Here is a 24,140-nt window from a genome sequence, read left to right on the forward strand (position 1 = left end):
GAGCATCACCCCCACCGCCCCCAGTACCAGCACGATCACCAGGGTGATCAGCCAGGCACGCTGGGCGATGCGCCGCCGCGCCACGCTGAACGCCGCCTCCACGGTCTCGGCGAACAGCGTACGGTCACGCGCTTCGTGGTTGTAGGCCTGCACGGTCTTGATCTGGCCGAGGCTCTCGGCGACGTAGCTGCCGACATCGGCGACCCGGTCCTGGCTTTGCCGCGACAGGCTGCGCACCCGCCGGCCGAACAGCAGGATCGGCGCCAGCACCAGCGGCAAGGCCAGCACCACGATGCTGGTGAGCTTGGGGTTGGTGACGAACAACAGGATCACACCACCCACCACCATCAGGGCGTTGCGCAGGAACATCGACAAGGACGAACCGATCACCGACTGCAGCAGCGTCGTGTCGGCGGTCAGCCGCGACTGGATCTCCGAGCTGCGGTTGTCTTCGAAGAACCCCGGGTGCAGCCCCAGCAGATGATCGAACACCGCCCGGCGGATGTCGGCGACACAGCGCTCACCGATCCACGACACCAGGTAGAAGCGGGCGAAGGTGCCCACGGCCAGGGCCAGCACCAGCAGCAGGAACAGGCCGATGGTCTGGTTGAGCTGGTGCATGGAGCCGGTCATGAACCCCTGATCCACCAGCAGGCGGATCCCCTGCCCCATCGACAGGGTAATGCCGGCGGTGACCACCAGCGCCAACAAGGCCAACAGGGCCTGGCGGCGGTAAGGGCGCAGGAACTGCCAGCCCAGGTGCAGGGCACGACGCTGGCGGGAAGAGATCGGTTCAGGCATGGCGGGCATGTTCGGCAGGAAGATGGACCAAGCCTACCACTCGTCCACCTCGCAGGAACTGATCCACCCCCGCAGGCTTCGTATCGGACATAGCGGACGGCGTGGGCGTAAAGGCCTTATGCCCCACCTATGACCTTTCGTTCTAAGGTGCCGCTGGAGCTTTGCCGCGCTTTCTGTTGGACTGGTCCTGTCATGCACCGCCAGCTGTCACAGGCCAGTCATGGCAAAGCGGTACGTTCGAGCATGAACCTGAAGAGGAGACAGGACATGAGCTTGCAGCACGGCAACGAGACGCCCAAGACCCCGAAGAACCCGCAACCCCAGGCCTGCGGTTCGATCATCGATGGCCAGGGCCGCGAGGTGCCGATCACCGAGCAGATGATCCAGAAGGCCTGCAAGGACCTGGAAGAAAGCCGAGTCAAGAAAGTCGGCAAAGACTAGCACAAGAATTCCTTCGAACCCGGCGCATGCGCCGGGTTTTTATTTGCCGGTCAAGCCGTCAAACCAGCACCGCCCCCAACGCACTCACCACCTGCGCCAGCTGCGGCGCCTCGCCCCGCAGACGCACCGCCAACCCTTCGATCTCGCGCCGTACCGGGTAATGCTTGCGCAGCAGGTCGAAGGCCGCACGCTGCTCGGCAGGGTCGTCGCTCAGGCTGCGACGGAAATCGGCATCGTCACGGCGCGGGTCGTACACCGCCCGGCACAGGGTGGCCAGTGCCCAGGCCGGTTCGGCGCCCGCATCCAGCTCGATCTGCGCCAGCGCAGGGGCAGGCAACAGGTCCGCCAGCCGTACCTGCTCGGGTTCGCCCTGCACGCGGCAGAACGCCTGGTAGATCTGCGCCGTGCCGCGCTGCTTGCCGTCCAGGCTGTAGCCGGCGATATGCGGGGTGGCCAGGGTGCACAGATCGGCCAGTTGCAGGTCCACCTGCGGTTCGCCCTCCCACACGTCGAGCACCGCGTGCAGGTCTTCGCGATCGAGCAGCAGCTCACGCAGCGCAGCATTGTCCACCACTGGGCCACGGCTGGCGTTGATCAGCCAGGCGCCGGGGCGCAGGCGCGCCAGGCGTGCTTCATCGAGCAGGTGCCAGGTCGGGTGTTCGCCACCGCGTTGCAGCGGCGTGTGCAGGCTGATCACGTCGCACTGCGCGACGATGGTCTCGAGGTCGACGAAGTCGCCGCCCTCGCTGGCCTGGCGCAGCGGGTCGCACACCAGCACCTTCCAGCCCAGGCCATGCAGTACGCGCACCAGGCGCCCACCCACTTCGCCGGCACCGACCACGCCATAGACCCGCTTGCCCAGCTCGACACCCTCGAGCTCGGCCAGGGTCAGCAGGCTGCCCAGCACATAATCGACCACGCCACGGGCGTTGCAGCCCGGCGCGCTGCTCCAGTGGATGCCGGCTTGCGCGAAATAGTCGAGGGCGAGGTGATCGGTACCGATGGTGCAGGTGCCCACGAAGCGCACCTTGCTGCCTTCCAGCAGTTGCCGGTCGACGCGGGTCACCGAGCGCACCAGCAGCACGTCGGCGTCCTTCACGCAGGCGGCATCGATGGCCCGGCCGGGGTAGCGGCGGATCTCGCCGAAACCGGCAAAGAAGGCATCGAGCAGCGGGATGTTTTCGTCGGCAACTATCAGCATGGCGCTCTCCTGTCAGGGGAGCGCAGTGTAGCCTGATCGCGCCGGCCTCAGTCGGCCTTCTTGCGGATCCAGTACAGGTAGGTGCCGGCCTCTTCCTGCTGGCCCAGCAGTTCGTGGCCCAGGAAAACACAGAACTTAGGGATGTCGCGACGGGTCGAGGGGTCGGTGGCGATCACCTTGAGCACGCCGCCAGCTACCAGTTCGCGCACGTGCTTGTGCAACATCATCACCGGTTCCGGGCAGTTCAGGCCGGTGGCGTCGAGGGTGGCGTCGTGGGTGAAGTCGGTCATGAAAGGCTCCGCAAAATGATCGTCATTGTGGCGCATCCATCGATGGGCTCCAAGGGGGCTGCCGCGCAGCCCAGGCGCTGGTTTCAACGCGGTTTCAGGTCCAACCGGCGAAGGTGGCAGGTCACTTCCTCGCGGTCGTGGTACAGCTGCTTGCAGGCGATCGACACTTTCACCTTGCGCGCCTTGAAGCCTTCCTCGATGCGGTCGAGCAGCTTGCGCACCTCGGCGTGGCGCTGCTTCATCGGCAGCTTGAGGTTGACCACCGCCTCGCGGCACAGCCCCTCGCCCAACCAGGTCTCGATCAGCGACGCGGTACGCGCCGGCTTCTCGACGATATCGCAGACCATCCAGTCCACGGTCTGTTTCGGCTTCCAGGTGAAGCCGTCGGCCATCAGGTGGGTGACCAGGCCGGTGTCCATCAGGCTCTCGGCCATCGGCCCGTTGTCGATGGCGGTAACCAGCATGCCGCGCTTGACCAGCTGGTAGGTCCAGCCGCCGGGCGCAGCCCCCAGGTCGACACCGGTCATGTCGTCGTTCAGGCGCTGGTCCCACTGCGCGCGCGGGATGAACTGGTGCCAGGCTTCTTCCAGCTTGAGGGTCGAGCGGCTGGGTGCCTCGCGAGGGAACTTCAGGCGCGGGATGCCCATTGGCCACAGCGCCTGGTTACCCGCTTCGGCCTGGCCCAGGAACACCCGCCGGCCACTGATGAAGGTCAGCAACAGGCGCGGACGCTGCGCGTCGTCGACCAGCCGCCCGGCCTTCTCCAGCGCCTTGCGCAGCGGCACTTCGAACTTGCGGCAGAAGGTCGACAGTTCCTTGCCGTCGTTGGTGTCGAGCACCTCCAGCCACAGGCTGCCGAACACCGGCAACTCGGCCAGGTGCTCGAGCAGCACGCTGATGCGGTCGGTCTCGGGCAGCTCGATGTAGCCGCCGCGCGCCCACTGGCGCGGGAAGATCAACTGGTCGAAACGCATTTCACGCATCACCCGCGCGGCACCGTCGGGCTCGCTGCAGACGAATTCGGCGCAGGCGCTGTTTGGCTTGCCTTTGGCATAGCCGGCCACGCCCAGGTGGGCGGCGTGTTCGCTGATTTCGGCGCAGACCTCGCCCTCGAAGCCGGGCCGGCAATGCATGAACAGGGTATTCATCTCTAACTCCACATCACTGGCGCAGGCGGCGCCAGCCTTGACCCGGCGCAACGCAAGGTGCGGCCGGGCGGCGAATGATAAAGGAAGATCGGAACCCGCGACACGCCCCACCGGTCCAGAAAAGGGTCAGGCCCGGCAAACGGGGCTAACCTGACTGTTCAGCCAGGTCCGTGCCGTGCGGACCGATCCACAGCGGTGACACTGGCGACCCCATGGCAGTCGCCGGGCACCGGAGCACAAGGAGTTGTCAATGCCCTCGCTCGATAGCCTGAAAACCCTCAAGTCGCTGAAGGTGGCCGACCACACCTACCACTATTTCAGCCTCGCCGAAGCTGCCCGCCAGCTGGGCGACCTGCAACACCTGCCGATGTCGCTGAAAGTGCTGCTGGAGAACCTGCTGCGCTGGGAGGACGGCAAGACCGTCACCGGCGACGACCTGCAGGCCTTGGCCGAGTGGCTCAAGGAGCGCCGCTCGGACCGCGAGATCCAGTACCGCCCGGCGCGGGTACTGATGCAGGACTTCACCGGCGTGCCGGCCGTGGTCGACCTGGCCGCCATGCGCGCTGCCATGCACAAGGCCGGTGGCGACCCGCAGCGCATCAACCCGCTGTCGCCGGTGGACCTGGTGATCGACCACTCGGTGATGGTCGACCGCTACGCCAGCCCCGCCGCCTTCGCCCAGAACGTCGACATCGAGATGCAGCGCAACGGCGAGCGCTACGCGTTCCTGCGCTGGGGCCAGAACGCCTTCGACAACTTCCGCGTGGTGCCACCGGGCACCGGCATCTGCCATCAGGTCAACCTGGAATACCTCGGGCGCACGGTCTGGACCCGTGAAGAAAACGGGCGTACCTACGCCTTCCCCGACACCCTGGTCGGCACCGACTCGCACACCACCATGATCAACGGCCTGGGCGTGCTCGGCTGGGGCGTGGGCGGTATCGAGGCCGAAGCGGCGATGCTCGGCCAGCCAGTGTCGATGTTGATCCCGGAGGTGATCGGCTTCAAGCTCACCGGCAAGCTGCGCGAGGGCATCACCGCCACCGACCTGGTGCTGACAGTGACGCAGATGCTGCGCAAGAAAGGGGTGGTGGGCAAATTCGTCGAGTTCTACGGCGACGGCCTGGCCGACCTGCCGCTGGCCGACCGCGCCACCATCGCCAACATGGCCCCGGAATACGGTGCCACCTGCGGCTTCTTCCCGGTCGACCAGGTGACCCTCGACTACCTGCGCCTGTCGGGCCGCCCGGAGCAGGCGGTGCAATTGGTCGAAGCCTATTGCAAGGCCCAGGGCCTCTGGCGCCTGCCCGGCCAGGAACCGCTGTTCAGCGACAGCCTGGCGCTGGACATGCGTGAGGTCGAAGCCAGCCTGGCCGGGCCCAAGCGCCCCCAGGACCGGGTGGCCCTGCCCCAGGTGCGCCAGGCCTTCGACCATTTCATCGAGCTGCAACCCAAGCCGCTGGCGAAAGAAGTCGGGCGCCTGGAAAGCGAAGGCGGTGGCGGCGTGGCCGTGGGCAATGCCGACCAGGCCGGCGAGATCGAGTACACCCATGCCGGCCAGACCCACACCCTGCGTGACGGCGCGGTGGTGATCGCCGCCATCACCTCGTGCACCAACACCTCCAACCCCAGCGTGATGATGGCGGCCGGGCTGGTGGCGAAAAAAGCCGTGGAAAAGGGCCTGCAGCGCAAGCCCTGGGTCAAGAGTTCGCTGGCCCCCGGCTCCAAGGTGGTCACCGACTACTTCAAGGCAGCCGGCCTGACGCCCTACCTCGACCAACTGGGCTTCGACCTGGTGGGCTATGGCTGCACCACCTGCATCGGCAACTCCGGGCCGCTGGACGAGGCCATCGAACAGGCCATCGGCAGCGCCGACCTGACGGTCGCCTCGGTGCTGTCGGGCAACCGCAACTTCGAAGGCCGGGTGCACCCACTGGTGAAAACCAACTGGCTGGCCTCGCCACCGCTGGTGGTGGCCTACGCCCTGGCCGGCAGCGTGCGCGTGGACCTGAGCCAGGATGCCCTGGGCACCGGCAAGGATGGCCAACCGGTCTACCTGCGCGATATCTGGCCCAGCCAGCAGGAAATCGCCGCAGCGGTCAGCAACGTCGACACCCGCATGTTCCACAAGGAATACGCCGAAGTGTTCGCCGGCGACGCGCAGTGGCAGGCCATCGAGGTACCACAGGCGGCCACCTATGTCTGGCAGGACGATTCCACCTACATCCAGCACCCGCCGTTCTTCGACGACATTGGCGGCCCGTTGCCGCAGATCGCCGATGTGAAGGGGGCACGCATCCTCGCCCTGCTCGGCGACTCGGTGACCACCGACCATATTTCCCCGGCCGGCAACATCAAGGCCGACAGCCCCGCCGGGCGCTACCTGCGCGACAAGGGCGTGGAACCGCGCGACTTCAACTCCTACGGCTCGCGCCGCGGCAACCACGAAGTGATGATGCGCGGCACCTTCGCCAATATCCGCATCCGCAACGAGATGCTCGGCGGCGAGGAAGGTGGCAACACGCTGTATGTCCCGACCGGCGAGAAGCTGTCGATCTATGACGCCGCCATGCGCTACCAGCAGGACGGTACGCCGCTGGTGGTGATCGCCGGGCAGGAATACGGCACCGGCTCCAGCCGCGACTGGGCAGCCAAGGGCACCAACCTGTTGGGAGTGAAGGCCGTGCTGGCGGAAAGCTTCGAGCGCATCCACCGCTCCAACCTGGTGGGCATGGGCGTGTTGCCGCTGCAGTTCAAGGCCGGTGACGACCGCAAGCGCCTGGGGCTGACCGGCAAGGAGCGCATCGACGTACTGGGGCTGAGCGGCGCGCAGCTGCGGCCGGGGATGAACCTGCCATTGCGCATTACCCGTGAGGACGGGCAACAGCAGCAGATCGAGGTGCTGTGCCGGATCGACACGCTCAATGAGGTGGAATACTTCAAGGCGGGGGGCATCCTGCACTATGTGCTGCGGCAACTGATTGCAGGGTGATCATGGCCAGGGGCCATTTATTGGCCCCTGATCTGGTGTCCTGAAGGGCGCGAGCTCAGTCGAAGCAGTTCCGGACTCGCTGCCACAAGGATTTTGCATGTCGTTGCCCCACTGGATCGCGCTGGGCCTGCTGGCCCTCGGCTACTGCTTTGCACTGGCCCACGGCAGCCTCGGCCTGGCGGCCCTGCCCAGCCTGCTCGCCCTGCTGTGCACCGCCCTGCTGGTACGGCGCAGGGTGCGCTGGCAACAGAGCCTCGGCCACCTGCTGTTCATCGTCCTGGCGGCGGCGCTGGCCCTGCACTGGCTGCCGGGCTTCAATGGCGCCAAGGTCATCGACAAGGCCGTGTTCAGCCCAGGCGCTGTGCCCTTCTCGATGTACCTGAACCTGGACAAGCCGCTGATCGGCCTATGGTTGCTGCTGGCCTGCCCGTGGCTGGTGGTGCTGCGCGGGCGTGGGCTGGCGCTGAGCCTGCTGGCAATCCTGCCGCTGACCCTGCTCGCCTGCCTGGGGGGCGCCTGGGCCCTGGGGCTGGTGGCCTGGGCCCCCAAGTGGCCAGACCAGGCCTGGCTGTGGCTGCTGAACAACCTGCTGCTGGTCAGCCTGACCGAGGAACTGCTGTTTCGCGGTTACATCCAGGGCGGCCTGCAACGTCTGTTCAAGCATGACGGCCTGGCGTTGCTGGCAGCCGCGCTGCTGTTCGGCCTGGCTCACCTGGGTGGTGGCTGGCAGTGGTTCTACCTGGCGACGCTGGCGGGGGTGGGTTATGGCCTGGCATACCGCCATGGCGGCCTGGCCGCAGCGGTGGCCTGCCACGTCTGCGTCAACCTGGCGCACTTCGCCGGCTTCAGTTATCCGATGCTGGTTCTTGGCTAAGCAATCGGTCATGATCCGACCTGATCGTCATAAACCATAAATAAAGCTGCCATATTGACGGCAACGCACGTGAACGCGCGGGCTTCAATCACAACCTCAGTGCTCACCCGTTGCGCCAGATCAATGCCAGTTAAATATTCATTCAATAAAACCAACGGCTTGCCGATACCTGTCGAAAGCCTTGCGGATTGAACAGCCAATGCGTAACAACCAGCCGATTACCCAGAGAGAACGGACTTTCCCTGCCCAGCAGCGGTTGATCTCCACGACCAACGCCAAAGGCGTGATCACCTACTGCAACGACGCCTTCGTCGAGATCAGCGGCTTCTCCCGCGAGGAGCTGCTGGGCGCAGCGCACAACCTGGTGCGCCACCCCGACGTACCGCCGGCGGTATTTGCCCACATGTGGCAGACCCTCAAGCAAGGCCTGCCATGGATGGGCATCGTCAAGAACCGCTGCAAGACCGGCGACCACTACTGGGTCAATGCCTACGTCACCCCGGTGTTCGAGAACAACCAGGTGGTTGGCTATGAATCGGTGCGGGTCAAACCCACCGCCGAACAGATCCGCCGCGCCGAAGCCTTGTACCAGCGCATCAACCAGGGCAAGTCGGCGATCCCGCGCCGCGACCAGTGGCTGCCAGTGCTGCAGGACTGGCTGCCGTTCATCCTGATCAGCCAGGTCGGCTTCCTGATCGGCAACTGGCTCGGCCACTCCTGGGGCTTTGCCCTGGCTGCCGGCCTCTCGGTCCCCCTGGGCCTGCTCGGCCTGAGCTGGCAGCAGCGCGGCCTCAAACGCCTGCTGCGCCTGGCCGAACAGAGCACGTCCGACCCGCTGATCGCGCAGATGTACACCGACAGCCGCGGTGTCCAGGCGCGCCTGGAAATGGCCATGCTCAGCCAGGACGCACGGATGAAGACCTGCCTGACCCGCCTGCAGGACAGCGCCGAGCAGCTCAGCGACCAGGCCCGCCAGTCCGATACCCTCGCCCACCAGAGCTCGTCGGGCCTGGAGCGCCAGCGCGTGGAAACCGAGCAGGTGGCCGCCGCCGTCAACCAGATGGCTGCCACTACCCAGGAAGTGGCCAACCATGTGCAACGCACCGCCGATGCCACCCAGGAAGCCAACCGCCTGACCAGCCAGGGCCGCAGCATTGCCGGCGAAACCCGTGACGCCATCGAACGCCTGTCGGCGGCCGTGGGCGAGACGGGCCTGACCGTGACGCAACTGGCCAAGGACAGCGACGAAATTGGCGGCGTGGTCGATGTGATCAAGGGCATTGCCGACCAGACCAATCTGCTGGCGCTCAACGCCGCCATCGAAGCGGCCCGTGCCGGCGAGATGGGCCGCGGTTTCGCCGTGGTCGCCGACGAGGTTCGCCAGCTGGCCCAGCGCACCGCCGAGTCCACCGGGCAGATCCACGGCCTGATCGCCAAGCTGCAACAAACCGCCAACAACGCGGTGCAGACCATGGAGACCGGCCACCGCCAGGCGCAGGAAGGTGTCGAGCGGGTCATGGAGGCCGACCAGGCGCTGGTGGGCATCAGCGAAGCGGTCGCCAACATCACCGACATGGCCACCCAGATCGCCGCCGCCACCGAAGAACAGACCGCGGTGGCCGAAGAGATCAGCCGCAACATCAGCACCATTGCCGACCTGGCCGACCAGACCGCCGGCCAGGCCCAGCGCTCGGCGCTGCTCAGCGAAGAGCTGACCAGCACCGCTGGCACCCAGTACTCGCTGGTGGAGCGTTTCAACCGCTGAACCTGTAACACCCACTGCGGGGCAAGTCCGCTGGCACGAGATCATCGTGGCAGCAGGCTTGCCCCGCAGTGCGTTCTACCAGTCCAGCTTCAACCGGCTTTCGAAATAGCGTTCTTCGCCCGTCAACGGATCCACGAAGCACAGGCTCTGGGCCAGCAGCTTCAGTGGCCGCTCGTAGTCATCCTGTGCGTCGACCAGTTGCGGATAGAACGGGTCGTTGCAGATCCCCGCCCCCAGCGCCGCCATGTGCACCCGTAACTGATGGGTCTTGCCGGTCACCGGCGACAGGCCATAGCGCCACAGCTCACCGTTCTTTTCCAGCACGCAGGCATGGGTTTCGCTGTTATCGGCCCCTTCTACTTCATGCATGCGGAAGAACGGCTCGCCATGCACCAGGCGGCTGCAGTGCACCAGCGGGAAGTCATGCTGCGGCATCGCCGCCGCGATGGCCTGGTAATGCTTGTCGATGCGCCGCTCGGGGAACAGCCGCTGGTACGCAGCGCGGGTTTGCGGGTTGGCCGAGAACAACACCAGCCCGGCGGTGTGCCGGTCGATGCGGTGCAGGGGCACCAGGTGCGGGTTGTCGAGCCGGCGGATCAACCGGCGCAGCAGGGTCTGCTCGACATATTCGCCGGTAGGCGTGACGGGCAGGAAATGCGGCTTGTCGGCCACCACCAGGTGCTCGTCCATGTACAGGATCTGTTCCTGTACCGGGATCGGCTTCTCATTGGGCACTTCACGAAAGTAATGCAGGCGCATGCCCTGGCGGTAGGCGAGATCGGCGGCAATCGCCTGGCCTTGTGCGTCCAGCACCCGGCCCCGGGCGAAACGGTCCAGCCACTGCTCGCGGTCGATGCCCTTGAAGTGGTCGCACAGGCAATCGAGCACTGTCGCCCAACGCCCGGGCGGCAGGCATACAGTGCTGGCTTGCAGGTGGGCGGGGTCGAAAGGCGTGGTCATCGTCGGGCTCTGCTGATCAGGAGCCGGGCATTATCCCCCAGCGTGCGCGGCGCAACCAGCCTCGCCGGCCGGCTCGCAGCGCGCCTTGAGCCAGCGCAGCACCTGCACCGCATCCCAGCGCCCGGGGTCGAACAAGGCGTAGCTCATGCCCTGGTAGCCCACCACGTCCAGCGGCCGATGAAAGCCGGCGCGCTGGAACAAGGCCTCGATCTCGGCGAAACAGGTGTTGAAATGGACCTTGCCGAACGGCGTCTGCTCATCGGTGACGATGCCGTCGAGGCGCAGTTCCAGCACGGCGTCGCACACACGCTCCGGGGCCATGTGGTTGATGCTGTACTTGAGTTGCTCGACATTGAGCATGGCTTCACCTCGATACTGTATTTATATACAGCATACGGAGCGCGCCAGGCCGTCGTCAATGCGCGGTTCAGCGCAGAAACGCCACCACCTGTTCGGCATCGAAGGGCCAGTTCAGCTCGGCCCCGGTATCACCGCGGCGCAGTACCGGGATGGTCAGGCTGTAGCGCTCGAACAACAGCTCGTCGTCGGCAATATCGACCAGCTCGACCAGCAAGCCATGCTCGACGAACGGCATCAACATGGCCTCGGCCACTTCACACAGGTGGCACCCGAGGGTGCCGAACAGCTGGCATTCAGGGAGCATGGGGCAAACCCGGAAATCGCAGTTGAGGGATGCTTATTCTAGGTCCGTGCTTGCCATTGCGCACCTGCGCTGGATCAATCCTGGCTGGTGGCGCCGATGCGGTGCAGCGACAGGTCGGCGCCCTGGAACTCCTGTTCGTGGCTCAGGCGCAGGCCGTGTACCGCCTTGATCAGGCCGTACACGACAAAGCCGCCGGCCAGCGCTACCAGCACGCCGGCGAAGCTGCCGAGCAGCTGGCTGACCAGGCTTACGCCACCCAGGCCACCCAGCGCCGCCTGGCCGAACACGCCGCAGGCGATACCGCCCCACACCCCACACACACCGTGCAGCGGCCACACACCGAGCACATCGTCGATCTTCCAGCGGTTCTGCGCCGCGGTGAAGCACCAGACGAACAGGCCACCTGCGATGAGGCCGGTGCCCAGCGCACCGATCGGGTGCATCAGGTCGGAGCCCGCGCAGACAGCCACCAACCCGGCCAGCGGGCCGTTATGCAGGAAGCCGGGGTCGTTGCGCCCGGCCACCAGTGCCGACACGGTGCCGCCGACCATGGCCATCAGCGAGTTGATCGCCACCAGGCCGCTCACCCCTTGCAGGGTCTGTGCGCTCATCACGTTGAAGCCGAACCAGCCGATGATCAGGATCCACGAACCCAGCGCCAGGAAGGGAATGCTTGACGGCGCGAACGCCACCAGCCGGCCATCGCGATAGCGGCCACGGCGTGCACCGAGAAGGATCACCGCCGCCAGCGCCAGCCAGCCGCCCATTGCATGCACCACCACGGAGCCGGCGAAGTCATGGAAAGGTGCGCCGAAGCGGGCCTGCAACCAGGCTTGCCAGCCGAAGTTGCCATTCCACACCACACCCTCGAAGAACGGGTAGATGAACGCCACGATCAGTGCCGTGGCGCACAACTGCGGCACAAACCGCGCACGCTCGGCAATGCCGCCGGAGATGATCGCCGGGATTGCGGCCGCGAATGTCAGCAGGAAGAAGCACTTGACCAGCGCATAGCCATGGTCGTTGGCCAGCACTGCGGCGGGCTGGAAAAAGGTCACGCCGTAGGCGATCCAGTAACCGATGAAGAAATACACCAGCGCCGAGATGGCGAAGTCGCTGAGGATTTTCGACAGGGCGTTGACCTGGTTCTTGTGGCGCACGGTACCGACTTCGAGAAACGCGAAGCCGGCGTGCATGGCCAATACCAGGATGGCGCCCATGAGAATGAACAAGGTGTTGGAGCCATGGACCAGGGAGTCCATCGCGCTGTGCATGTTTTCCATGTAGTGGCAGACCTGCAAAAAGGCACCAGGACAGTTCAAGAACCGGCATCCCTGCACCGAATCGGTGCCAGGCGCCTGCCCCGCCTCTGTGAGCGGGTGAACGCCTGCGTGGTTTTTTCTTGGGTTTGTCGTGGATTGGGTTAAGGTTTAGCGTCATCCGTTGGGCGGGTGCACGGTTTCGGCGCGGGCGCTTGTCAAGGCGCCTCGAACATAAGCAAGCGCTGTACCAGTACTTCAAGCTGAACCTTCCGCGCCCGCCATCACTCGAAATAGCCACACACATCAACCAAGGAGAGGCCCACCCATGGCCAGCAAATCGGCAAAGACTGCTCAAGACATCCTGATGGCTGACTTCCAGGCCTTGGTCCGCGACACCGAGAGGCTGCTCGCCGACACCGCCAACCTGGCCGGCGACCAGGCGGACGACCTGCGCGAACAGATCCACGAGCGCCTGGCCCAGGCCCGCGAAACCCTGCAGCTCACCCAGGACTCGGTGCGCCAACGCGGCCAGGCGGCTCTGGGCAGCGCCGAGCAGTACGTGCAGGAGAACCCCTGGCAGGCCATCGGTATCGCTGCGGGCGTCGGCCTGCTGATCGGCCTGCTGGCCAAGCGCTGAGGAGCCGCCATGGACAACGACGCCATCGGCGCCGGCGCGTCCGGCAAGCGCCTGGGCGCCGCGATGCTGGGGCTGCTGCACAGCCACATCGAGCTGTTCGGCATCGAGCTGCAGGAGCAGAAAGGGCGCACCCTGCGCCTGCTGCTGTTCGCCGGCCTGGCGCTGGTGTTCGCCCTGCTGCTGCTGACCGCCCTGTCCGGGCTGGTACTGGTGCTGCTGTGGGACAGCTATCGGCTGGCCGGGATCGTCGGCTTGTGCCTGTTCTACGGCATCGCCGCGCTGTACTGCGGCCTGCGCCTGAAAGCGGCGGTGTTCGATGAGTCCTCGCCGTTCAGCGCCACGCTCGAAGAGCTGGCCAAGGACCGGGAGCGCCTGCTGCCATGAACCTGCCCGAAATGCCCAATACCCGTAACCCCCGTGAACTGCGCAAGGCGCTGTTGCGCCTGCGCATGGAGATGCACCGCCAGCAGATCAGCCACGAATCCACCCAGATGCTCGAACCGGTCCGCCGCCTGCGCGGCATGGGCAGCTCGTTCGGCGAGGGCATGGGGGTCAAGCACGGCTCGCTGTGGGGCCTGGGCGCTGTCGTCGCGCTCGGTTTTCTCACCGGCAAAGGTGTGCGCAGCGGCAACATGACTCGCCTGCTGCGGCTGGGTACCAGCCTGGTGCCACTGATTCGCCTGTTCCTGAGCAGCGGTCGCCGCCCCTGAACGTCGCGCGCGCCCTTGCCAGGGCGCGCCAGACGCAGGAAGCTATGCCCACTCAACGAACGGAGATCGAGCCTTGGACTGGCACACCCTGCTGACCCGCGAACGCCTGGGCAAGGCCCTCTACAGCCCTGAAGAGCTCGGCCGCAGCCCTTTCCACAAGGACCACGACCGTATCATCTTCTCCGGCGCCTTCCGCCGCCTGGGGCGCAAGACCCAGGTGCACCCGGTCACCAGCAACGATCATATCCACACCCGCCTCACCCATTCGCTGGAAGTCAGCTGCGTCGGCCGCTCGCTGGGCATGCGCGTCGGCGAGACACTGCGCGACGCCCTGCCCGACTGGTGCGAACCCAGCGACCTGGGGATGATCGTGCAGTCGGCTTGCCTGGCGCACGACATCGGCAACCCACCCTTCGGCCACTCTGGCGAAGACGCCATCCGCCACTGGTTCCAACAGGCGGCCGGACGCGGCTGGCTGGACGACATGAGCGACGACCAACGCGCCGACTTCCTCAACTTCGAAGGTAACGCGCAGGGCTTTCGCGTGCTGACCCAGCTCGAATACCACCAGTTCGACGGTGGCACGCGCCTGACCTACGCGACGCTGGGCACCTACCTCAAGTACCCCTGGACTTCGCGCCATGCCGATGCCCAGGGCTACAAGAAGCACAAGTTCGGTTGCTACCAGAGCGAACTGCCCCTGCTCGAGCAGATCGCCGGCAAGCTGGGCCTGCCGCAGCTCGAACACCAACGCTGGGCCCGGCACCCGCTGGTCTACCTGATGGAAGCGGCCGACGATATCTGTTACGCCCTGATCGACCTCGAAGACGGCCTGGAGATGGACCTGCTGCAATACGCCGAAGTCGAAGCGCTGCTGCTCGACCTGGTCGGTGACGACCTGCCGGAAACCTACCGCCAGCTCGGCCCCAACGAATCCCGTCGGCGCAAGCTGGCAATCCTGCGCGGCAAAGCCATCGAGCACTTGACCAACGCCGCCGCGCAAGCCTTCGTCGAACAGCAGGGCGCTCTGCTCGCCGGCCGCCTGCCCGGCGACCTGGTCGAGCACATGCACGGCCCGGCCCAGCGCTGCGTCTTGCAGGCCAAAGACATGGCACGCAAGAAGATCTTCCAGGACAAGCGCAAGACCCTGCATGAAATCGGCGCCTACACCACCCTGGAGATCCTCCTCAACACGTTTTGCGGCGCGGCACTGGAGCAGCATGGCGGGCGCACACCCTCGTTCAAGAGCCGACGCGTGCTGGATCTGATCGGCAACAACGCGCCCAATCCGCATGGCTCGCTGCATGGCGCCTTCCTGCGCATGATCGACTTCATCGCCGGCATGACCGACAGCTATGCCAGTGAAATGGCCTGCGAAATGACCGGGCGCTCCAGCCCGACTTGAATCAGGGCGGTGGCGGTATCGTGATAGTTACCTGCACCGCCACACTTGTAAGAATCTTCCTGCAACCAATAAAAAACATTAAACATTAACTAGCCGACCAACTAAAAAAGCCCTGAACGGTAAGCCATCCACCAAAAAATCCACATTATTCGTAGCACACCCTCCCTCTTTACGTAAGGAATTTCCTATATACAGTAATTAGCCTGAGCATCCCTGCCCGCCGCCATTCAACTGAGCTAATGTGCCGACTGCTTTCGCCTCGCCGCATGGAATGTTGAATATGCAGACCGTATTTATCGTCGACGATCATCCCGTTATCCGCCTGGCTATCCGCATGTTGTTGGAAAACCAGGATTACAAGGTAGTAGGCGAATCTGACAATGGCGTCGACGCCATGCAGATGATTCGCGAATCCCGTCCCGACCTGGTCATCCTCGACATCAGTATCCCCAAGCTCGACGGCCTCGAGATGCTGTCACGCTTCCAGACTTTGGCCATCCCGCTCAAAGTCCTGGTGTTGACCGCACAATCGCCCGCGCTGTTCGCCATCCGTTGCATGCACTCAGGCGCGGCGGGCTATGTTTGCAAACAAGAGGACCTTGGTGAACTGCTCAGCGCCATCAAAGCAGTACTCTCCGGCTACAACTACTTCCCCAGCCAGGCACTCAATGCCGCGCAAAAAAACGCCAACCAGGAACTTGAGTTATTCCGTCAGGTCAACGATCGCGAACTGATGGTCCTGCAACTCTTTGCCCAGGGTCGTAGCAACAAGGAAATCGCCAAGGGCATGTTTCTCAGTAACAAGACGGTGAGCACCTACAAGAAGCGCCTGATGCACAAGTTGCATGCCAGCACCCTGGTGGAGCTGATCGACGTCGCCAAACGCAACGCGCTGGTTTGAGGTCGTGATGTGGAAGTACCTTGGTATACCGCTGCTTTGCCTGAGCCTGGGCGCACCCTTGCCGACTGTTTGCGCGAACATCGACGAAGGCAGGACCTACGCCCTGCTCAGCCGCTCGGCACCGACTTCGATCCACCCCGCCCTGACCCCGGCACAACGCCACTGGCTCGCCAATCGTCATGAACTGGTGCTGGGCACCTCGGCACCCGACTACCCGCCGTTCGACATCACCACCGGAGGGCACGAATACCAAGGGTTGACCGCCGACTACGCAGGCCTGGTCGGCAACGCCCTCGGCTTGCCGGTGCGGGTACAACGCTTCCCCAGCCGGCCAGCGGCCGTTGCGGCGCTCAAGAGCGGGCGCATCGACCTGCTCGGCAGTGCCAATGGTTATGAAGCCACCACCCAGGGGCTGGCGCTTTCACGCCCCTACGCTGTCGACCAACCCGTGCTGGTAACCCGGGAGGACGAAACACGGGCCCTGGACACCGGCCTGGACGGCATGCGCCTGAGCATGCTCTATCACTACCTGCCGTCCGAAGAAATCCGAGCCAGTTACCCCAAGGCCGAGCTGCTGACGTTCGAGTCCTCCACCCAGGCGCTCAATGCCGTGGCATTCGAGCAGGCCGACGTGTTCATCGGCGACACGATTTCCACTCACTACCTGATCAGTCGAGGGCACCTGCCACGCCTGCGCATGGCCAACTTCGGCAAGCATGAGGCGGTAGGCTTCAGTTTTGCCATGCGCGAAGACGACTCGATGTTGCTGGCCCTGGTCAACGCTGCACTCGACGCCCAGACGAGCGCCACCCGCAACGATATCTTCAAGCGATGGAGCGCCAGCAGTGGCAGCTTGCTGACCGACCGCAAGCTGCAGCTCTCGCCACGGGAAGAGAACTGGCTGCGCGATCATCCGGTGATGCGGGTAGTCGTCAACGACACCGCGGCCCCGCTCACCTTCCTCGACGGCAACGGCCGACTGCGCGGCATCGTCGCTGATCTGCTCGAACTTATCCGTCTGCGTACCGGCTTGCGCTTTGACATCCGGCGCGCCAGTGGTGATGGCGACATGATCGACCAGGTTGAGTCCGGCCGCGCCGATATCATCGCCACGTTGTCCACCGACTCCCGCCCAGGCAACCCGCTGCAATACAGCAGGCCCTTTCTGGAAAGCGCCTACGTGCTGGTCAGCCGCGTGGGCAACCACCAGCCCGTCAACCTCAAACAACTCAAGGGCAAGCGGGTCGCGGTTCCCCGCGACAGCAGCGTGGCCACGCTGCTCAATGCCAGACACCCACTGATTCATCAGGTTGCCACCGACAGCACTTACTACTCCATGGCCCTGCTGGGCAGCGGTGCCGTGGATGCCGCGATCGCCACGCTCATCGACGCCAACCACATGCTGGCCAGCAACGACGACCTGGTGATCCGCAGCACTGTCGGCACCGAGCCCGCGACCTTCTCGCTGGCTACACTGCCCCAGGCCAACGAACTGGCATCAATCCTCGACAAGGCGTTGCTGAGCATCACGCCGGAAGAACTGGGGGTGATCAACAGCCGCTGGCGCGATCACGGCGCGGCCGACGATGCCTATTGGCGCAACTACCGCAGGGTGATCCTGCAGGTGGTCGCGGTCATCGGCGTGCTGCTGGTGCTGGCACTGGTGTGGAATGCCCGGCTGCGTCGCCAGATCAAGCAACGCCAACACGCCGAACGGGCCCTCAACGACCAGCTCGAATTCATGGGCGCCTTGCTCAATGGCACACCACACCCCATGTACGTGCGCGACCGCGAAGGGCGCCTGCAGAGCTGCAACGACAGTTACCTGCAAGCGGTCGGCGCCAGCCTTGAGCAGATCATCGGCAAGCGCCTTGAGGACAGCCGCTTCAGCAATTGCGACTATACCCGGCAGATCCAGGACGATTACCGGCGTGTCATGGAGCAAGGCAAACCCTTGATCCTCGATCGCCCGCTGCGCCTGAAGGGCAAGGACCTGACCATCTACCACTGGATCCTCCCCTACCGCGACTCTCTGGGGGAAATGCAGGGCATCATCGGTGGCTGGATCGACATCAGCGAACGCCGCAACCTGGTCCAGGACCTGCGCCTGGCCAAACAGCAGGCCGATGACGCCAACCGTGCCAAAAGCACCTTCCTCGCCACCATCAGCCACGAAATCCGCACGCCGATGAACGCCTTGATCGGCATGCTCGAACTCGCCTCACGGCGCGCCGAACAGGGCCAGCTGGACCGCCCTGCGCTGGAGATTGCCCATCATTCGGCCAGGGACCTGCTGGGGCTGATAGGCGACATCCTCGACATCGCCCGGATCGAGTCGGGCCATCTGTCCCTGGCCCCGGAGCCGGTGGACCTGGCAGCGCTGGTCGAGTCCGTCGGACGTGTATTCGACGGGCTGGCCCGGCAGAAGGGCCTGGCGCTCGAGGTGGTGGTCGCCGCCGAGGCGCGCCGCCATGCACTGCTCGACCCGCTGCGGTTCAAACAGGTGATGTCGAACCTGGTGAGCAACGCGATCAAGTTCACCGAGCAAGGCCAGGTGAGCATCAGCGTCAAACTGCGTGGCAGCGGCGAGACCTCGGCCCAGACCCTCGACGTGGAAGTCCGCGACACCGGCATCGGCATCCACGAGCAGGAACTCGAGCAGCTGTTCACCCCCTTCGTGCAGGCCAACCCCTACAGCGACGGTGCCCGGGCCGGCACCGGCCTGGGCCTTGTGATAAGCCGCAGCCTGTGCACGATGATGGGCGGCGAACTGACCCTGCAGAGCCTGCATGGCGTGGGTACGCGGGTAAGGCTGCGCATGCCCTTGCAATGCGTTGCGCCGGTCAAGTCGAGGTCCCAGGACGCCAGCAACATCGAACGCCCGGATGCACGGCTGAGGATCCTGGTGATTGACGATCACCCCGCCAACCTGTTGCTGATTGCACAACAGCTGAACTACCTGGGGTTGCGCCAGGACAGCGCTCGCGAAGGTCGCGAAGGGTTGCGCAAATGGCGCGAAGGCTGTTTCGACGTACTGATCGTCGACTGCAACATGCCGCAAATGAACGGCTACGAGCTGGCCAGGACCGTGCGTGCAGAGGAGCGCCTGCACGGCAGGCCACGCTGCATCATGCTTGGCTACACCGCCAATGCCCAACCCGAGGTACGCCAGCAGTGCCTGGATGCCGGCATGGACGACTGCCTGCTCAAACCCATCGGCCTGCAGGTGCTCGGCCAGCGCCTGGCGGCCATTGCCCGCAACTCCAGGCCATGCAAGGAAGGCTGCGACGATTGCGGTCATCGCTTCGATCTGCAGGGCCTGAGCGCCATCGTCGGCGACAGTGCCAGTGACCGCGACCGCATCCTCAGTACCTTGCACCTCAGCCTGCAGCAGGACCTGGCCACGCTGATGGCCATCGATCCGCAGCAGGACGCCGATGCGCTCGCCGCACAGGCACACAAGATCCTCAGCGCGGCACGAATGCTGGATGCCAGGTCATTGATTCAGGCGTGCGAACTACTGGAAGAGCCTGGGTTATCCCTGGCCGAGATGAAGTTGTACCGTCAGGCACTGGCACGGCAGATGCGCCGTGTGGAGAAAGCCCTGGCCCGGCACATGGGGTGCCAGGCAGAGCCAAAGTGAGGCGGCACCCAGCCGGGCACCGCCGCCACGGATCAGGAAGCCGGGTTGATCGGCTTTTCCGGGTACCAGGCGTCCAGCAGCGGGCTGACTTCGATATTGGTCAGTTCGCTGCGGCCCTTGAGCCAGGCTTCGACAGCGGCGCGCTGCTCTTCGGTTACCGAGCCACGCTCAGCTTTGCAGACCAGGCCGAAGTCATCGCCACCGACATAGTCCAGGCCGTTGGCGTCCATGGCTTCAGCCAGGAAAGCGTCGAGGAAGGCATCGATGGCTTCATCGGACAGGTCTTCCTTGAAGCCCAGGTTCAGTTCGAAACCCAGTTCCTGGAATTCATCCACGCACAGTTTTTTGCGCAGGCGACGGGAACGGTTGGTAGCCATGAAACAATCCTCTCAAGTATTAACGCGCGGCACTTTACCAGTTTCTGCCGCACTTCGGCGCATTTGTGTCGAACGGGACGCACACACCTCGCGCTTGGGGCATAATGCGCACTTGTTTTCGTGCCGGGGCCATCATTCTTACAGCCCCCTGTTCTTTTTCCCTCGCCTGCAGGGTTCATCTATCCATGATCAAGACGCTCCGCCCCCTATTGCTCGCCGGCCTGCTTCTGCCAGTCGCCCTGCCCAGCCAGGCCGCCGCCGTCAACACCAGCCTTCCTGCCAAGGTGCAGCAGGCCCTGAAGACCAACAAACTGCAGGACTCCGCCCTGTCCCTGGTGATGCTGCCGCTCAACGGCCCCGGCACCGCGACCGTGTTCAACGCCGATGTCTCGGTGAACCCGGCCTCGACCATGAAGCTGGTCACCACCTATGCCGCGCTTGAACTGCTGGGGCCCACCTTCCAGTGGAAGACCGAGTTCTACACCGACGGCACCCTGAGCAACGGGGTGCTCAACGGCAACCTCTACCTCAAGGGCGGTGGCGACCCCAAGCTGAACATGGAGAAGCTCTGGCTGCTGATGCGCGACCTGCGCGCCAACGGCGTGCGCACCGTGACCGGCGACCTGGTCCTGGACCGCAGCCATTTCGTGCAGCCCAACCTGCCACAGTTCAATGATGACGGCGGTGACGACAACAAGCCGTTCCTGGTCAAGCCCGATTCGCTGCTGGTCAACCTCAAAGCCCTGCGCTTCGTCGCTCGCAATGACGGTGGCAAGGTCACGGTGGCGGTCGAGCCGCCGATCGCCAGCATCCGCATCGACAACCAGGTCAAGGCCGTGGCGGGCAAGCAATGCACCGGCGAAGTGCGCTACAACCCGGTGACCCAGGCCGACGGCGTCAGCGTGACGGTCAGCGGCCAACTGGCCGAAGGTTGCAACTCGCAGACCTACCTGTCGCTGCTGGACCACCCGACCTATGCCGCCGGGGCCGTGCGGGCCATCTGGAACGAGCTGGGCGGCAGCATCCAGGGCAGCGATCGCATCGAGAACGTGCCCAAGAGCGCCCGTTTGCTGGCCCGGGCCTTCTCGCCGGACTTGGTCGAGGTGATCCGCGACATCAACAAGTACAGCAACAACACCATGGCCCAGCAGCTGTTCCTCAGCCTCGGCGCGCAGTTCCGCACCGATGCCGATGGCGACGACGCCCGTGCCGCGCAGCGCGTGGTGCGTCAGTGGCTGGCGAAGAAAGGCATTACCGCGCCGCATCTGGTGATGGAGAACGGCTCGGGCCTGTCCCGCGCGGAACGGGTCAGCACCCGCGAGATGGCCGCGCTGCTGCAGGCCGCCTGGAACAGCCCGTACGCCGCCGAGTTCATCAGCTCGATGCCACTGGTGGGCATGGACGGCACCATGCGCAAGCGCCTCAAGCGCACGGCCATGAGCGGTGAGGCCCATATCAAGACCGGCACCCTCAACACCGTCCGCGCAATCGCCGGCTTCAGCCGCGACAGCAATGGCAACACCTGGGCGGTCGCGGCCATCCTCAACGACCCCAAACCCTGGGGTGCCTCGCAGGTGCTGGACCAGGTACTGCTGGACCTCTACCGGCAGCCAAAGCTGGCCAACGGGACGGCGGGCATCGCGCCCTGATATCGACCTGAGCCGGTTACACGAGCAAACGACAAAGGGGCGCCTGGCGCCCCTTTGTCGTATCTGCCTGTAAGCCACCACCTGGCTCGCACGCCCCCTGCAGGAGCGGCCTGCGCCGCTCCTGCAGACAGGCAAAAAAAAGCCCGCCAGTGTGAGAGCGGGCAAGGACCTACGAAGATTCTTCTAGCGACCAACTAGCTTCCACGATAGGTCGAGTAGCTGTACGGCGAGATCAACAGCGGCACGTGGTAGTGCTCTTGCTGCTCGTCGATGCCAAAGCGCAGCACGACAACGTCAAGAAACGCTGCGGCCGGCAGTTGCACGCCGCGAGCGCGGTAATAATCGCCGGCGCTGAACTGCAATTGATAAACGCCGGTTCGGTAGTCGTCACCCTGCAACAGCGGCGCGTCGACGCGGCCATCGCTGTTGGTCAGCACCGTGTTGATCAACTCCAGCTGCTGGCCTTCGACACGGTACAACTCCACCTTGATCGCGTTGCCCGGGCAGCCATGCGCGGCATCCAGTACGTGTGTGGTCAAACGTCCCATTTGCTTGTCGCCTCTTGTCGTATGCGTGGGCAAAAAATACACGGCATGCACCGGGCACGGGGGCCAGCGGTGTGCGGGAATGACGCCATTAAGACAGTTTCTCAAAAAATTGTACACAATTTTTTAAACCCTTCTTGCCGCTCGCCCGCCCACCCCCAAAAACAGGCCATCAATCGCAAAGACAGGCGGCAAGCTGGCGTCACCGTCATTAGCTGACCAATCAGGCAGGTTTCTTGCAAGCCATTCCAGGGCGACAAATGGGAAGAAATGCGGAAAAACAGGCTTACAAAGTATTTAATAAGTTGTATACAATCAGCCCATCCGGTGGTGCGACATCCCGACGCGGCCCGCCCACCAACCGCACTAACGTACAAGAAGGAAGACTGCAGTGAGCGCTGACTACCCTCGCGACCTGATCGGTTACGGCAACAACCCACCTCATCCGCAATGGCCGGGGAATGCCCGCATTGCACTGTCCTTCGTGCTCAATTACGAAGAAGGTGGCGAGCGCAACATCCTGCACGGCGACAAAGAGTCCGAGGCCTTCCTGTCTGAAATGGTTGCCGCCCAGCCGCTGCAGGGCCAACGCAACATGAGCATGGAATCGCTCTACGAATACGGCAGCCGCGCCGGTGTGTGGCGCCTGCTCAAGCTGTTCAAGGACAGCGGCGTGCCGCTGACCATCTTCGCCGTGGCCATGGCCGCCCAGCGCCATCCCGACGTGATCCGAGCCATGGCCGAGGCCGGCCACGAGATCTGCAGCCACGGCTACCGCTGGATCGACTACCAGAACATGGAGGAAGCGCAAGAGCGCGAGCACATGCTCGAAGCCATCCGCATCCTCACCGAACTGACCGGCGAACGCCCGGTGGGCTGGTACACCGGCCGCACCGGGCCGAACACCCGCCGCCTGGTGATGGAGGAAGGCGGCTTCCTCTATGACAGCGACACCTACGACGACGACCTGCCCTACTGGGAGCCGAACAACCCGACCGGCAAGCCACACCTGGTGATCCCCTACACCCTGGACACCAACGACATGCGCTTCACCCAGGTGCAGGGTTTCAACTGCGGCGAGCAATTCTTCCAGTACCTCAAGGACGCCTTTGACGTGCTGTACGCAGAAGGCGCCGAAGCCCCGAAAATGCTTTCCATCGGCCTGCACTGCCGCCTGGTCGGTCGCCCGGCGCGACTGGCCGCGCTCAAGCGCTTCGTCGATTACGCCAAGAGCCACGAGCAGGTCTGGTTCGCCCGTCGCGTGGACATCGCCCGCCACTGGCACGCCACCCATCCGTACAAGAAAGAGAACGCCTGATGACCGCCTTCAAGACCCTCAAACCGTCCAGCCTGGACCGCGCCGCCTTCGTCGAAGCCTTCGCCGACATCTACGAGCACTCGCCGTGGGTCGCCGAAAAAGCCTACGACCTCGGCCAACTGGCTGAACTGGACGAGATCGAAGCGCTGCATCAGCGCATGAGCGACATCCTGCTCAGCGCCAACCACAGCGACCAGCTGGCGCTGATCAACGCTCACCCGGACCTGGCCGGCAAAGCCGCCGTACAGGGCGAGCTGACCGAATCGAGCACCAACGAGCAGGCCGGCGCCGGTATCCACCAGTGCACCGCCGAAGAGTTCGCCCGGTTCACCGAACTGAACGACGCCTACAAAGCCAAGTTCCAGTTCCCGTTCATCATGGCGGTCAAGGGCAGCAACCGGCACCAAATCCTCGCCTCCTTCGAAACCCGCATCCACAACGACAAGGATGCCGAGTTCAAGGAAGCCCTGGCGCAGATCAACCTGATCGCCCTGTTCCGCCTGCTGCAGCTTTGAGGATTGTGCCCAGGCCTGGCCCGAGTGCGTGACGCGTCCGTA

General features: G+C 64.4%; 24 protein-coding genes. 13 read left to right on the top strand and 11 right to left on the bottom strand.

Annotated features, from left to right (window positions below; genetic code table 11):
- Nucleotides 1-801, bottom strand: an 801-nt coding sequence (locus L6D77_RS20825; RefSeq protein WP_248285644.1) for an ABC transporter transmembrane domain-containing protein, incomplete at its 3' end; no start/stop codon positions are given.
- Between the two features lie 267 nt (nucleotides 802-1,068).
- On the opposite strand from L6D77_RS20825, the gene L6D77_RS20830 reads away from it, so the two are divergent.
- Nucleotides 1,069-1,242, top strand: a complete 174-nt coding sequence (locus L6D77_RS20830) for a PA1571 family protein (RefSeq protein WP_232880044.1) — start codon at nucleotides 1,069-1,071, stop codon at nucleotides 1,240-1,242.
- A 58-nt stretch (nucleotides 1,243-1,300) separates the two neighbouring features.
- Here L6D77_RS20830 and pdxB read toward each other — a convergent pair whose 3' ends face one another.
- The 3 genes from pdxB to rlmM form a co-directional block, all read right to left on the bottom strand.
- Complete coding sequence (pdxB, locus tag L6D77_RS20835) at nucleotides 1,301-2,443, bottom strand: 4-phosphoerythronate dehydrogenase PdxB (protein ID WP_232880045.1); 1,143 nt, start codon at nucleotides 2,441-2,443, stop codon at nucleotides 1,301-1,303.
- 47 nt (nucleotides 2,444-2,490) lie between these two features.
- Nucleotides 2,491-2,733, bottom strand: coding sequence for a sulfurtransferase TusA (tusA, locus tag L6D77_RS20840; protein WP_232880046.1), 243 nt, complete (start codon nucleotides 2,731-2,733; stop codon nucleotides 2,491-2,493).
- An 83-nt stretch (nucleotides 2,734-2,816) separates the two neighbouring features.
- Entirely contained in the window at nucleotides 2,817-3,881 is a 1,065-nt protein-coding gene (rlmM, locus tag L6D77_RS20845; RefSeq protein WP_232880047.1) for a 23S rRNA (cytidine(2498)-2'-O)-methyltransferase RlmM, read from the bottom strand.
- A 250-nt stretch (nucleotides 3,882-4,131) separates the two neighbouring features.
- On the opposite strand from rlmM, the gene acnA reads away from it, so the two are divergent.
- On the top strand, nucleotides 4,132-6,873 hold the full coding sequence (acnA, locus tag L6D77_RS20850) for an aconitate hydratase AcnA (RefSeq protein ID WP_232880048.1): 2,742 nt from the start codon (nucleotides 4,132-4,134) through the stop codon (nucleotides 6,871-6,873).
- 97 nt (nucleotides 6,874-6,970) lie between these two features.
- Nucleotides 6,971-7,747, top strand: coding sequence for a CPBP family intramembrane glutamic endopeptidase (locus L6D77_RS20855; protein ID WP_232880049.1), 777 nt, complete (start codon nucleotides 6,971-6,973; stop codon nucleotides 7,745-7,747).
- Nucleotides 7,748-7,755: 8 nt separating this feature from the next.
- On the opposite strand, the gene L6D77_RS20860 is transcribed toward L6D77_RS20855, so the two are convergent.
- The gene (locus tag L6D77_RS20860; RefSeq protein WP_232880050.1) at nucleotides 7,756-7,947 is read right to left on the bottom strand and encodes a hypothetical protein; all 192 of its coding nucleotides are present in this window, start codon (nucleotides 7,945-7,947) and stop codon (nucleotides 7,756-7,758) included.
- Between L6D77_RS20860 and L6D77_RS20865 the strand changes: the two genes are divergently transcribed.
- Complete coding sequence (locus L6D77_RS20865; protein WP_232880051.1) at nucleotides 7,947-9,512, top strand: methyl-accepting chemotaxis protein; 1,566 nt, start codon at nucleotides 7,947-7,949, stop codon at nucleotides 9,510-9,512. The two genes, L6D77_RS20860 and L6D77_RS20865, sit on opposite strands and share 1 nt — an antisense overlap.
- A gap of 75 nt (nucleotides 9,513-9,587) precedes the next feature.
- On the opposite strand, the gene L6D77_RS20870 is transcribed toward L6D77_RS20865, so the two are convergent.
- The 4 genes from L6D77_RS20870 to L6D77_RS20885 form a co-directional block, all read right to left on the bottom strand.
- On the bottom strand, nucleotides 9,588-10,472 hold the full coding sequence (locus L6D77_RS20870) for a pseudouridine synthase (RefSeq protein ID WP_232880052.1): 885 nt from the start codon (nucleotides 10,470-10,472) through the stop codon (nucleotides 9,588-9,590).
- 30 nt (nucleotides 10,473-10,502) lie between these two features.
- Nucleotides 10,503-10,832 (bottom strand): transcriptional regulator, encoded by a 330-nt coding sequence (locus L6D77_RS20875; RefSeq protein ID WP_232880053.1) that lies wholly within the window; start codon nucleotides 10,830-10,832, stop codon nucleotides 10,503-10,505.
- Between the two features lie 67 nt (nucleotides 10,833-10,899).
- Nucleotides 10,900-11,136, bottom strand: coding sequence for a glutaredoxin family protein (locus L6D77_RS20880; protein WP_232880054.1), 237 nt, complete (start codon nucleotides 11,134-11,136; stop codon nucleotides 10,900-10,902).
- Nucleotides 11,137-11,210: 74 nt separating this feature from the next.
- The gene (locus L6D77_RS20885; RefSeq protein WP_232880055.1) at nucleotides 11,211-12,419 is read right to left on the bottom strand and encodes an ammonium transporter; all 1,209 of its coding nucleotides are present in this window, start codon (nucleotides 12,417-12,419) and stop codon (nucleotides 11,211-11,213) included.
- A 304-nt stretch (nucleotides 12,420-12,723) separates the two neighbouring features.
- Between L6D77_RS20885 and L6D77_RS20890 the strand changes: the two genes are divergently transcribed.
- From L6D77_RS20890 to L6D77_RS20915, 6 genes are all read left to right on the top strand, one after another.
- Complete coding sequence (locus L6D77_RS20890) at nucleotides 12,724-13,035, top strand: ElaB/YgaM/YqjD family protein (protein ID WP_232880056.1); 312 nt, start codon at nucleotides 12,724-12,726, stop codon at nucleotides 13,033-13,035.
- 9 nt (nucleotides 13,036-13,044) lie between these two features.
- Nucleotides 13,045-13,419 carry a phage holin family protein gene (locus L6D77_RS20895; RefSeq protein WP_232880057.1) on the top strand — a complete coding sequence of 125 codons (375 nt, stop codon included), beginning with the start codon at nucleotides 13,045-13,047 and terminating at the stop codon, nucleotides 13,417-13,419.
- A complete protein-coding gene (locus tag L6D77_RS20900; RefSeq protein ID WP_232880058.1) occupies nucleotides 13,416-13,745 on the top strand; it encodes a hypothetical protein in 330 nt (109 codons plus the stop codon). The genes L6D77_RS20895 and L6D77_RS20900 overlap by 4 nt, the downstream gene beginning before the upstream one ends.
- Before the next feature lie 73 nt (nucleotides 13,746-13,818).
- Entirely contained in the window at nucleotides 13,819-15,150 is a 1,332-nt protein-coding gene (locus L6D77_RS20905; RefSeq protein WP_232880059.1) for a deoxyguanosinetriphosphate triphosphohydrolase, read from the top strand.
- Nucleotides 15,151-15,430: 280 nt separating this feature from the next.
- On the top strand, nucleotides 15,431-16,051 hold the full coding sequence (locus L6D77_RS20910) for a response regulator transcription factor (RefSeq protein ID WP_232880219.1): 621 nt from the start codon (nucleotides 15,431-15,433) through the stop codon (nucleotides 16,049-16,051).
- Nucleotides 16,052-16,058: 7 nt separating this feature from the next.
- Entirely contained in the window at nucleotides 16,059-19,694 is a 3,636-nt protein-coding gene (locus L6D77_RS20915; RefSeq protein WP_232880060.1) for an ATP-binding protein, read from the top strand.
- A 32-nt stretch (nucleotides 19,695-19,726) separates the two neighbouring features.
- Here L6D77_RS20915 and L6D77_RS20920 read toward each other — a convergent pair whose 3' ends face one another.
- Nucleotides 19,727-20,071: a YggL family protein gene (locus tag L6D77_RS20920; RefSeq protein ID WP_213657687.1), complete on the bottom strand. Its 345-nt coding sequence runs from the start codon at nucleotides 20,069-20,071 to the stop codon at nucleotides 19,727-19,729.
- A 185-nt stretch (nucleotides 20,072-20,256) separates the two neighbouring features.
- Between L6D77_RS20920 and dacB the strand changes: the two genes are divergently transcribed.
- Nucleotides 20,257-21,720 (top strand): D-alanyl-D-alanine carboxypeptidase/D-alanyl-D-alanine endopeptidase, encoded by a 1,464-nt coding sequence (gene dacB, locus L6D77_RS20925; RefSeq protein ID WP_232880061.1) that lies wholly within the window; start codon nucleotides 20,257-20,259, stop codon nucleotides 21,718-21,720.
- 194 nt (nucleotides 21,721-21,914) lie between these two features.
- On the opposite strand, the gene uraH is transcribed toward dacB, so the two are convergent.
- Nucleotides 21,915-22,268 (bottom strand): hydroxyisourate hydrolase, encoded by a 354-nt coding sequence (gene uraH / locus L6D77_RS20930; RefSeq protein ID WP_232880062.1) that lies wholly within the window; start codon nucleotides 22,266-22,268, stop codon nucleotides 21,915-21,917.
- 388 nt (nucleotides 22,269-22,656) lie between these two features.
- Here uraH and puuE point away from each other — a divergent pair, with 388 nt between their 5' ends.
- A complete protein-coding gene (puuE, locus tag L6D77_RS20935; RefSeq protein ID WP_125463336.1) occupies nucleotides 22,657-23,583 on the top strand; it encodes an allantoinase PuuE in 927 nt (308 codons plus the stop codon).
- Entirely contained in the window at nucleotides 23,583-24,098 is a 516-nt protein-coding gene (gene uraD, locus L6D77_RS20940) for a 2-oxo-4-hydroxy-4-carboxy-5-ureidoimidazoline decarboxylase (RefSeq protein ID WP_232880063.1), read from the top strand. The genes puuE and uraD overlap by 1 nt, the downstream gene beginning before the upstream one ends.
- Nucleotides 24,099-24,140: the final 42 nt, after the last annotated feature.

It is taken from the genome of Pseudomonas parasichuanensis (genome assembly GCF_021601385.1).
Classification (GTDB): Bacteria; Pseudomonadota; Gammaproteobacteria; order Pseudomonadales; family Pseudomonadaceae; genus Aquipseudomonas; species Aquipseudomonas parasichuanensis.

What these genes read in the sequence shown, in the direction of transcription:
- L6D77_RS20830 (WP_232880044.1), top strand. Translation starts at nt 1,069, where the DNA reads ATGAGCTTGCAGCACGGCAACGAGACGCCCAAGACCCCGAAGAACCCG.
- pdxB (WP_232880045.1), bottom strand. Translation starts at nt 2,443, where the DNA reads ATGCTGATAGTTGCCGACGAAAACATCCCGCTGCTCGATGCCTTCTTT.
- tusA (WP_232880046.1), bottom strand. Translation starts at nt 2,733, where the DNA reads ATGACCGACTTCACCCACGACGCCACCCTCGACGCCACCGGCCTGAAC.
- rlmM (WP_232880047.1), bottom strand. Translation starts at nt 3,881, where the DNA reads ATGAATACCCTGTTCATGCATTGCCGGCCCGGCTTCGAGGGCGAGGTC.
- acnA (WP_232880048.1), top strand. Translation starts at nt 4,132, where the DNA reads ATGCCCTCGCTCGATAGCCTGAAAACCCTCAAGTCGCTGAAGGTGGCC.
- L6D77_RS20855 (WP_232880049.1), top strand. Translation starts at nt 6,971, where the DNA reads ATGTCGTTGCCCCACTGGATCGCGCTGGGCCTGCTGGCCCTCGGCTAC.
- L6D77_RS20865 (WP_232880051.1), top strand. Translation starts at nt 7,947, where the DNA reads ATGCGTAACAACCAGCCGATTACCCAGAGAGAACGGACTTTCCCTGCC.
- L6D77_RS20870 (WP_232880052.1), bottom strand. Translation starts at nt 10,472, where the DNA reads ATGACCACGCCTTTCGACCCCGCCCACCTGCAAGCCAGCACTGTATGC.
- L6D77_RS20875 (WP_232880053.1), bottom strand. Translation starts at nt 10,832, where the DNA reads ATGCTCAATGTCGAGCAACTCAAGTACAGCATCAACCACATGGCCCCG.
- L6D77_RS20880 (WP_232880054.1), bottom strand. Translation starts at nt 11,136, where the DNA reads ATGCTCCCTGAATGCCAGCTGTTCGGCACCCTCGGGTGCCACCTGTGT.
- L6D77_RS20885 (WP_232880055.1), bottom strand. Translation starts at nt 12,419, where the DNA reads ATGGAAAACATGCACAGCGCGATGGACTCCCTGGTCCATGGCTCCAAC.
- L6D77_RS20890 (WP_232880056.1), top strand. Translation starts at nt 12,724, where the DNA reads ATGGCCAGCAAATCGGCAAAGACTGCTCAAGACATCCTGATGGCTGAC.
- L6D77_RS20895 (WP_232880057.1), top strand. Translation starts at nt 13,045, where the DNA reads ATGGACAACGACGCCATCGGCGCCGGCGCGTCCGGCAAGCGCCTGGGC.
- L6D77_RS20900 (WP_232880058.1), top strand. Translation starts at nt 13,416, where the DNA reads ATGAACCTGCCCGAAATGCCCAATACCCGTAACCCCCGTGAACTGCGC.
- L6D77_RS20910 (WP_232880219.1), top strand. Translation starts at nt 15,431, where the DNA reads ATGCAGACCGTATTTATCGTCGACGATCATCCCGTTATCCGCCTGGCT.
- L6D77_RS20915 (WP_232880060.1), top strand. Translation starts at nt 16,059, where the DNA reads ATGTGGAAGTACCTTGGTATACCGCTGCTTTGCCTGAGCCTGGGCGCA.
- L6D77_RS20920 (WP_213657687.1), bottom strand. Translation starts at nt 20,071, where the DNA reads ATGGCTACCAACCGTTCCCGTCGCCTGCGCAAAAAACTGTGCGTGGAT.
- dacB (WP_232880061.1), top strand. Translation starts at nt 20,257, where the DNA reads ATGATCAAGACGCTCCGCCCCCTATTGCTCGCCGGCCTGCTTCTGCCA.
- uraH (WP_232880062.1), bottom strand. Translation starts at nt 22,268, where the DNA reads ATGGGACGTTTGACCACACACGTACTGGATGCCGCGCATGGCTGCCCG.
- uraD (WP_232880063.1), top strand. Translation starts at nt 23,583, where the DNA reads ATGACCGCCTTCAAGACCCTCAAACCGTCCAGCCTGGACCGCGCCGCC.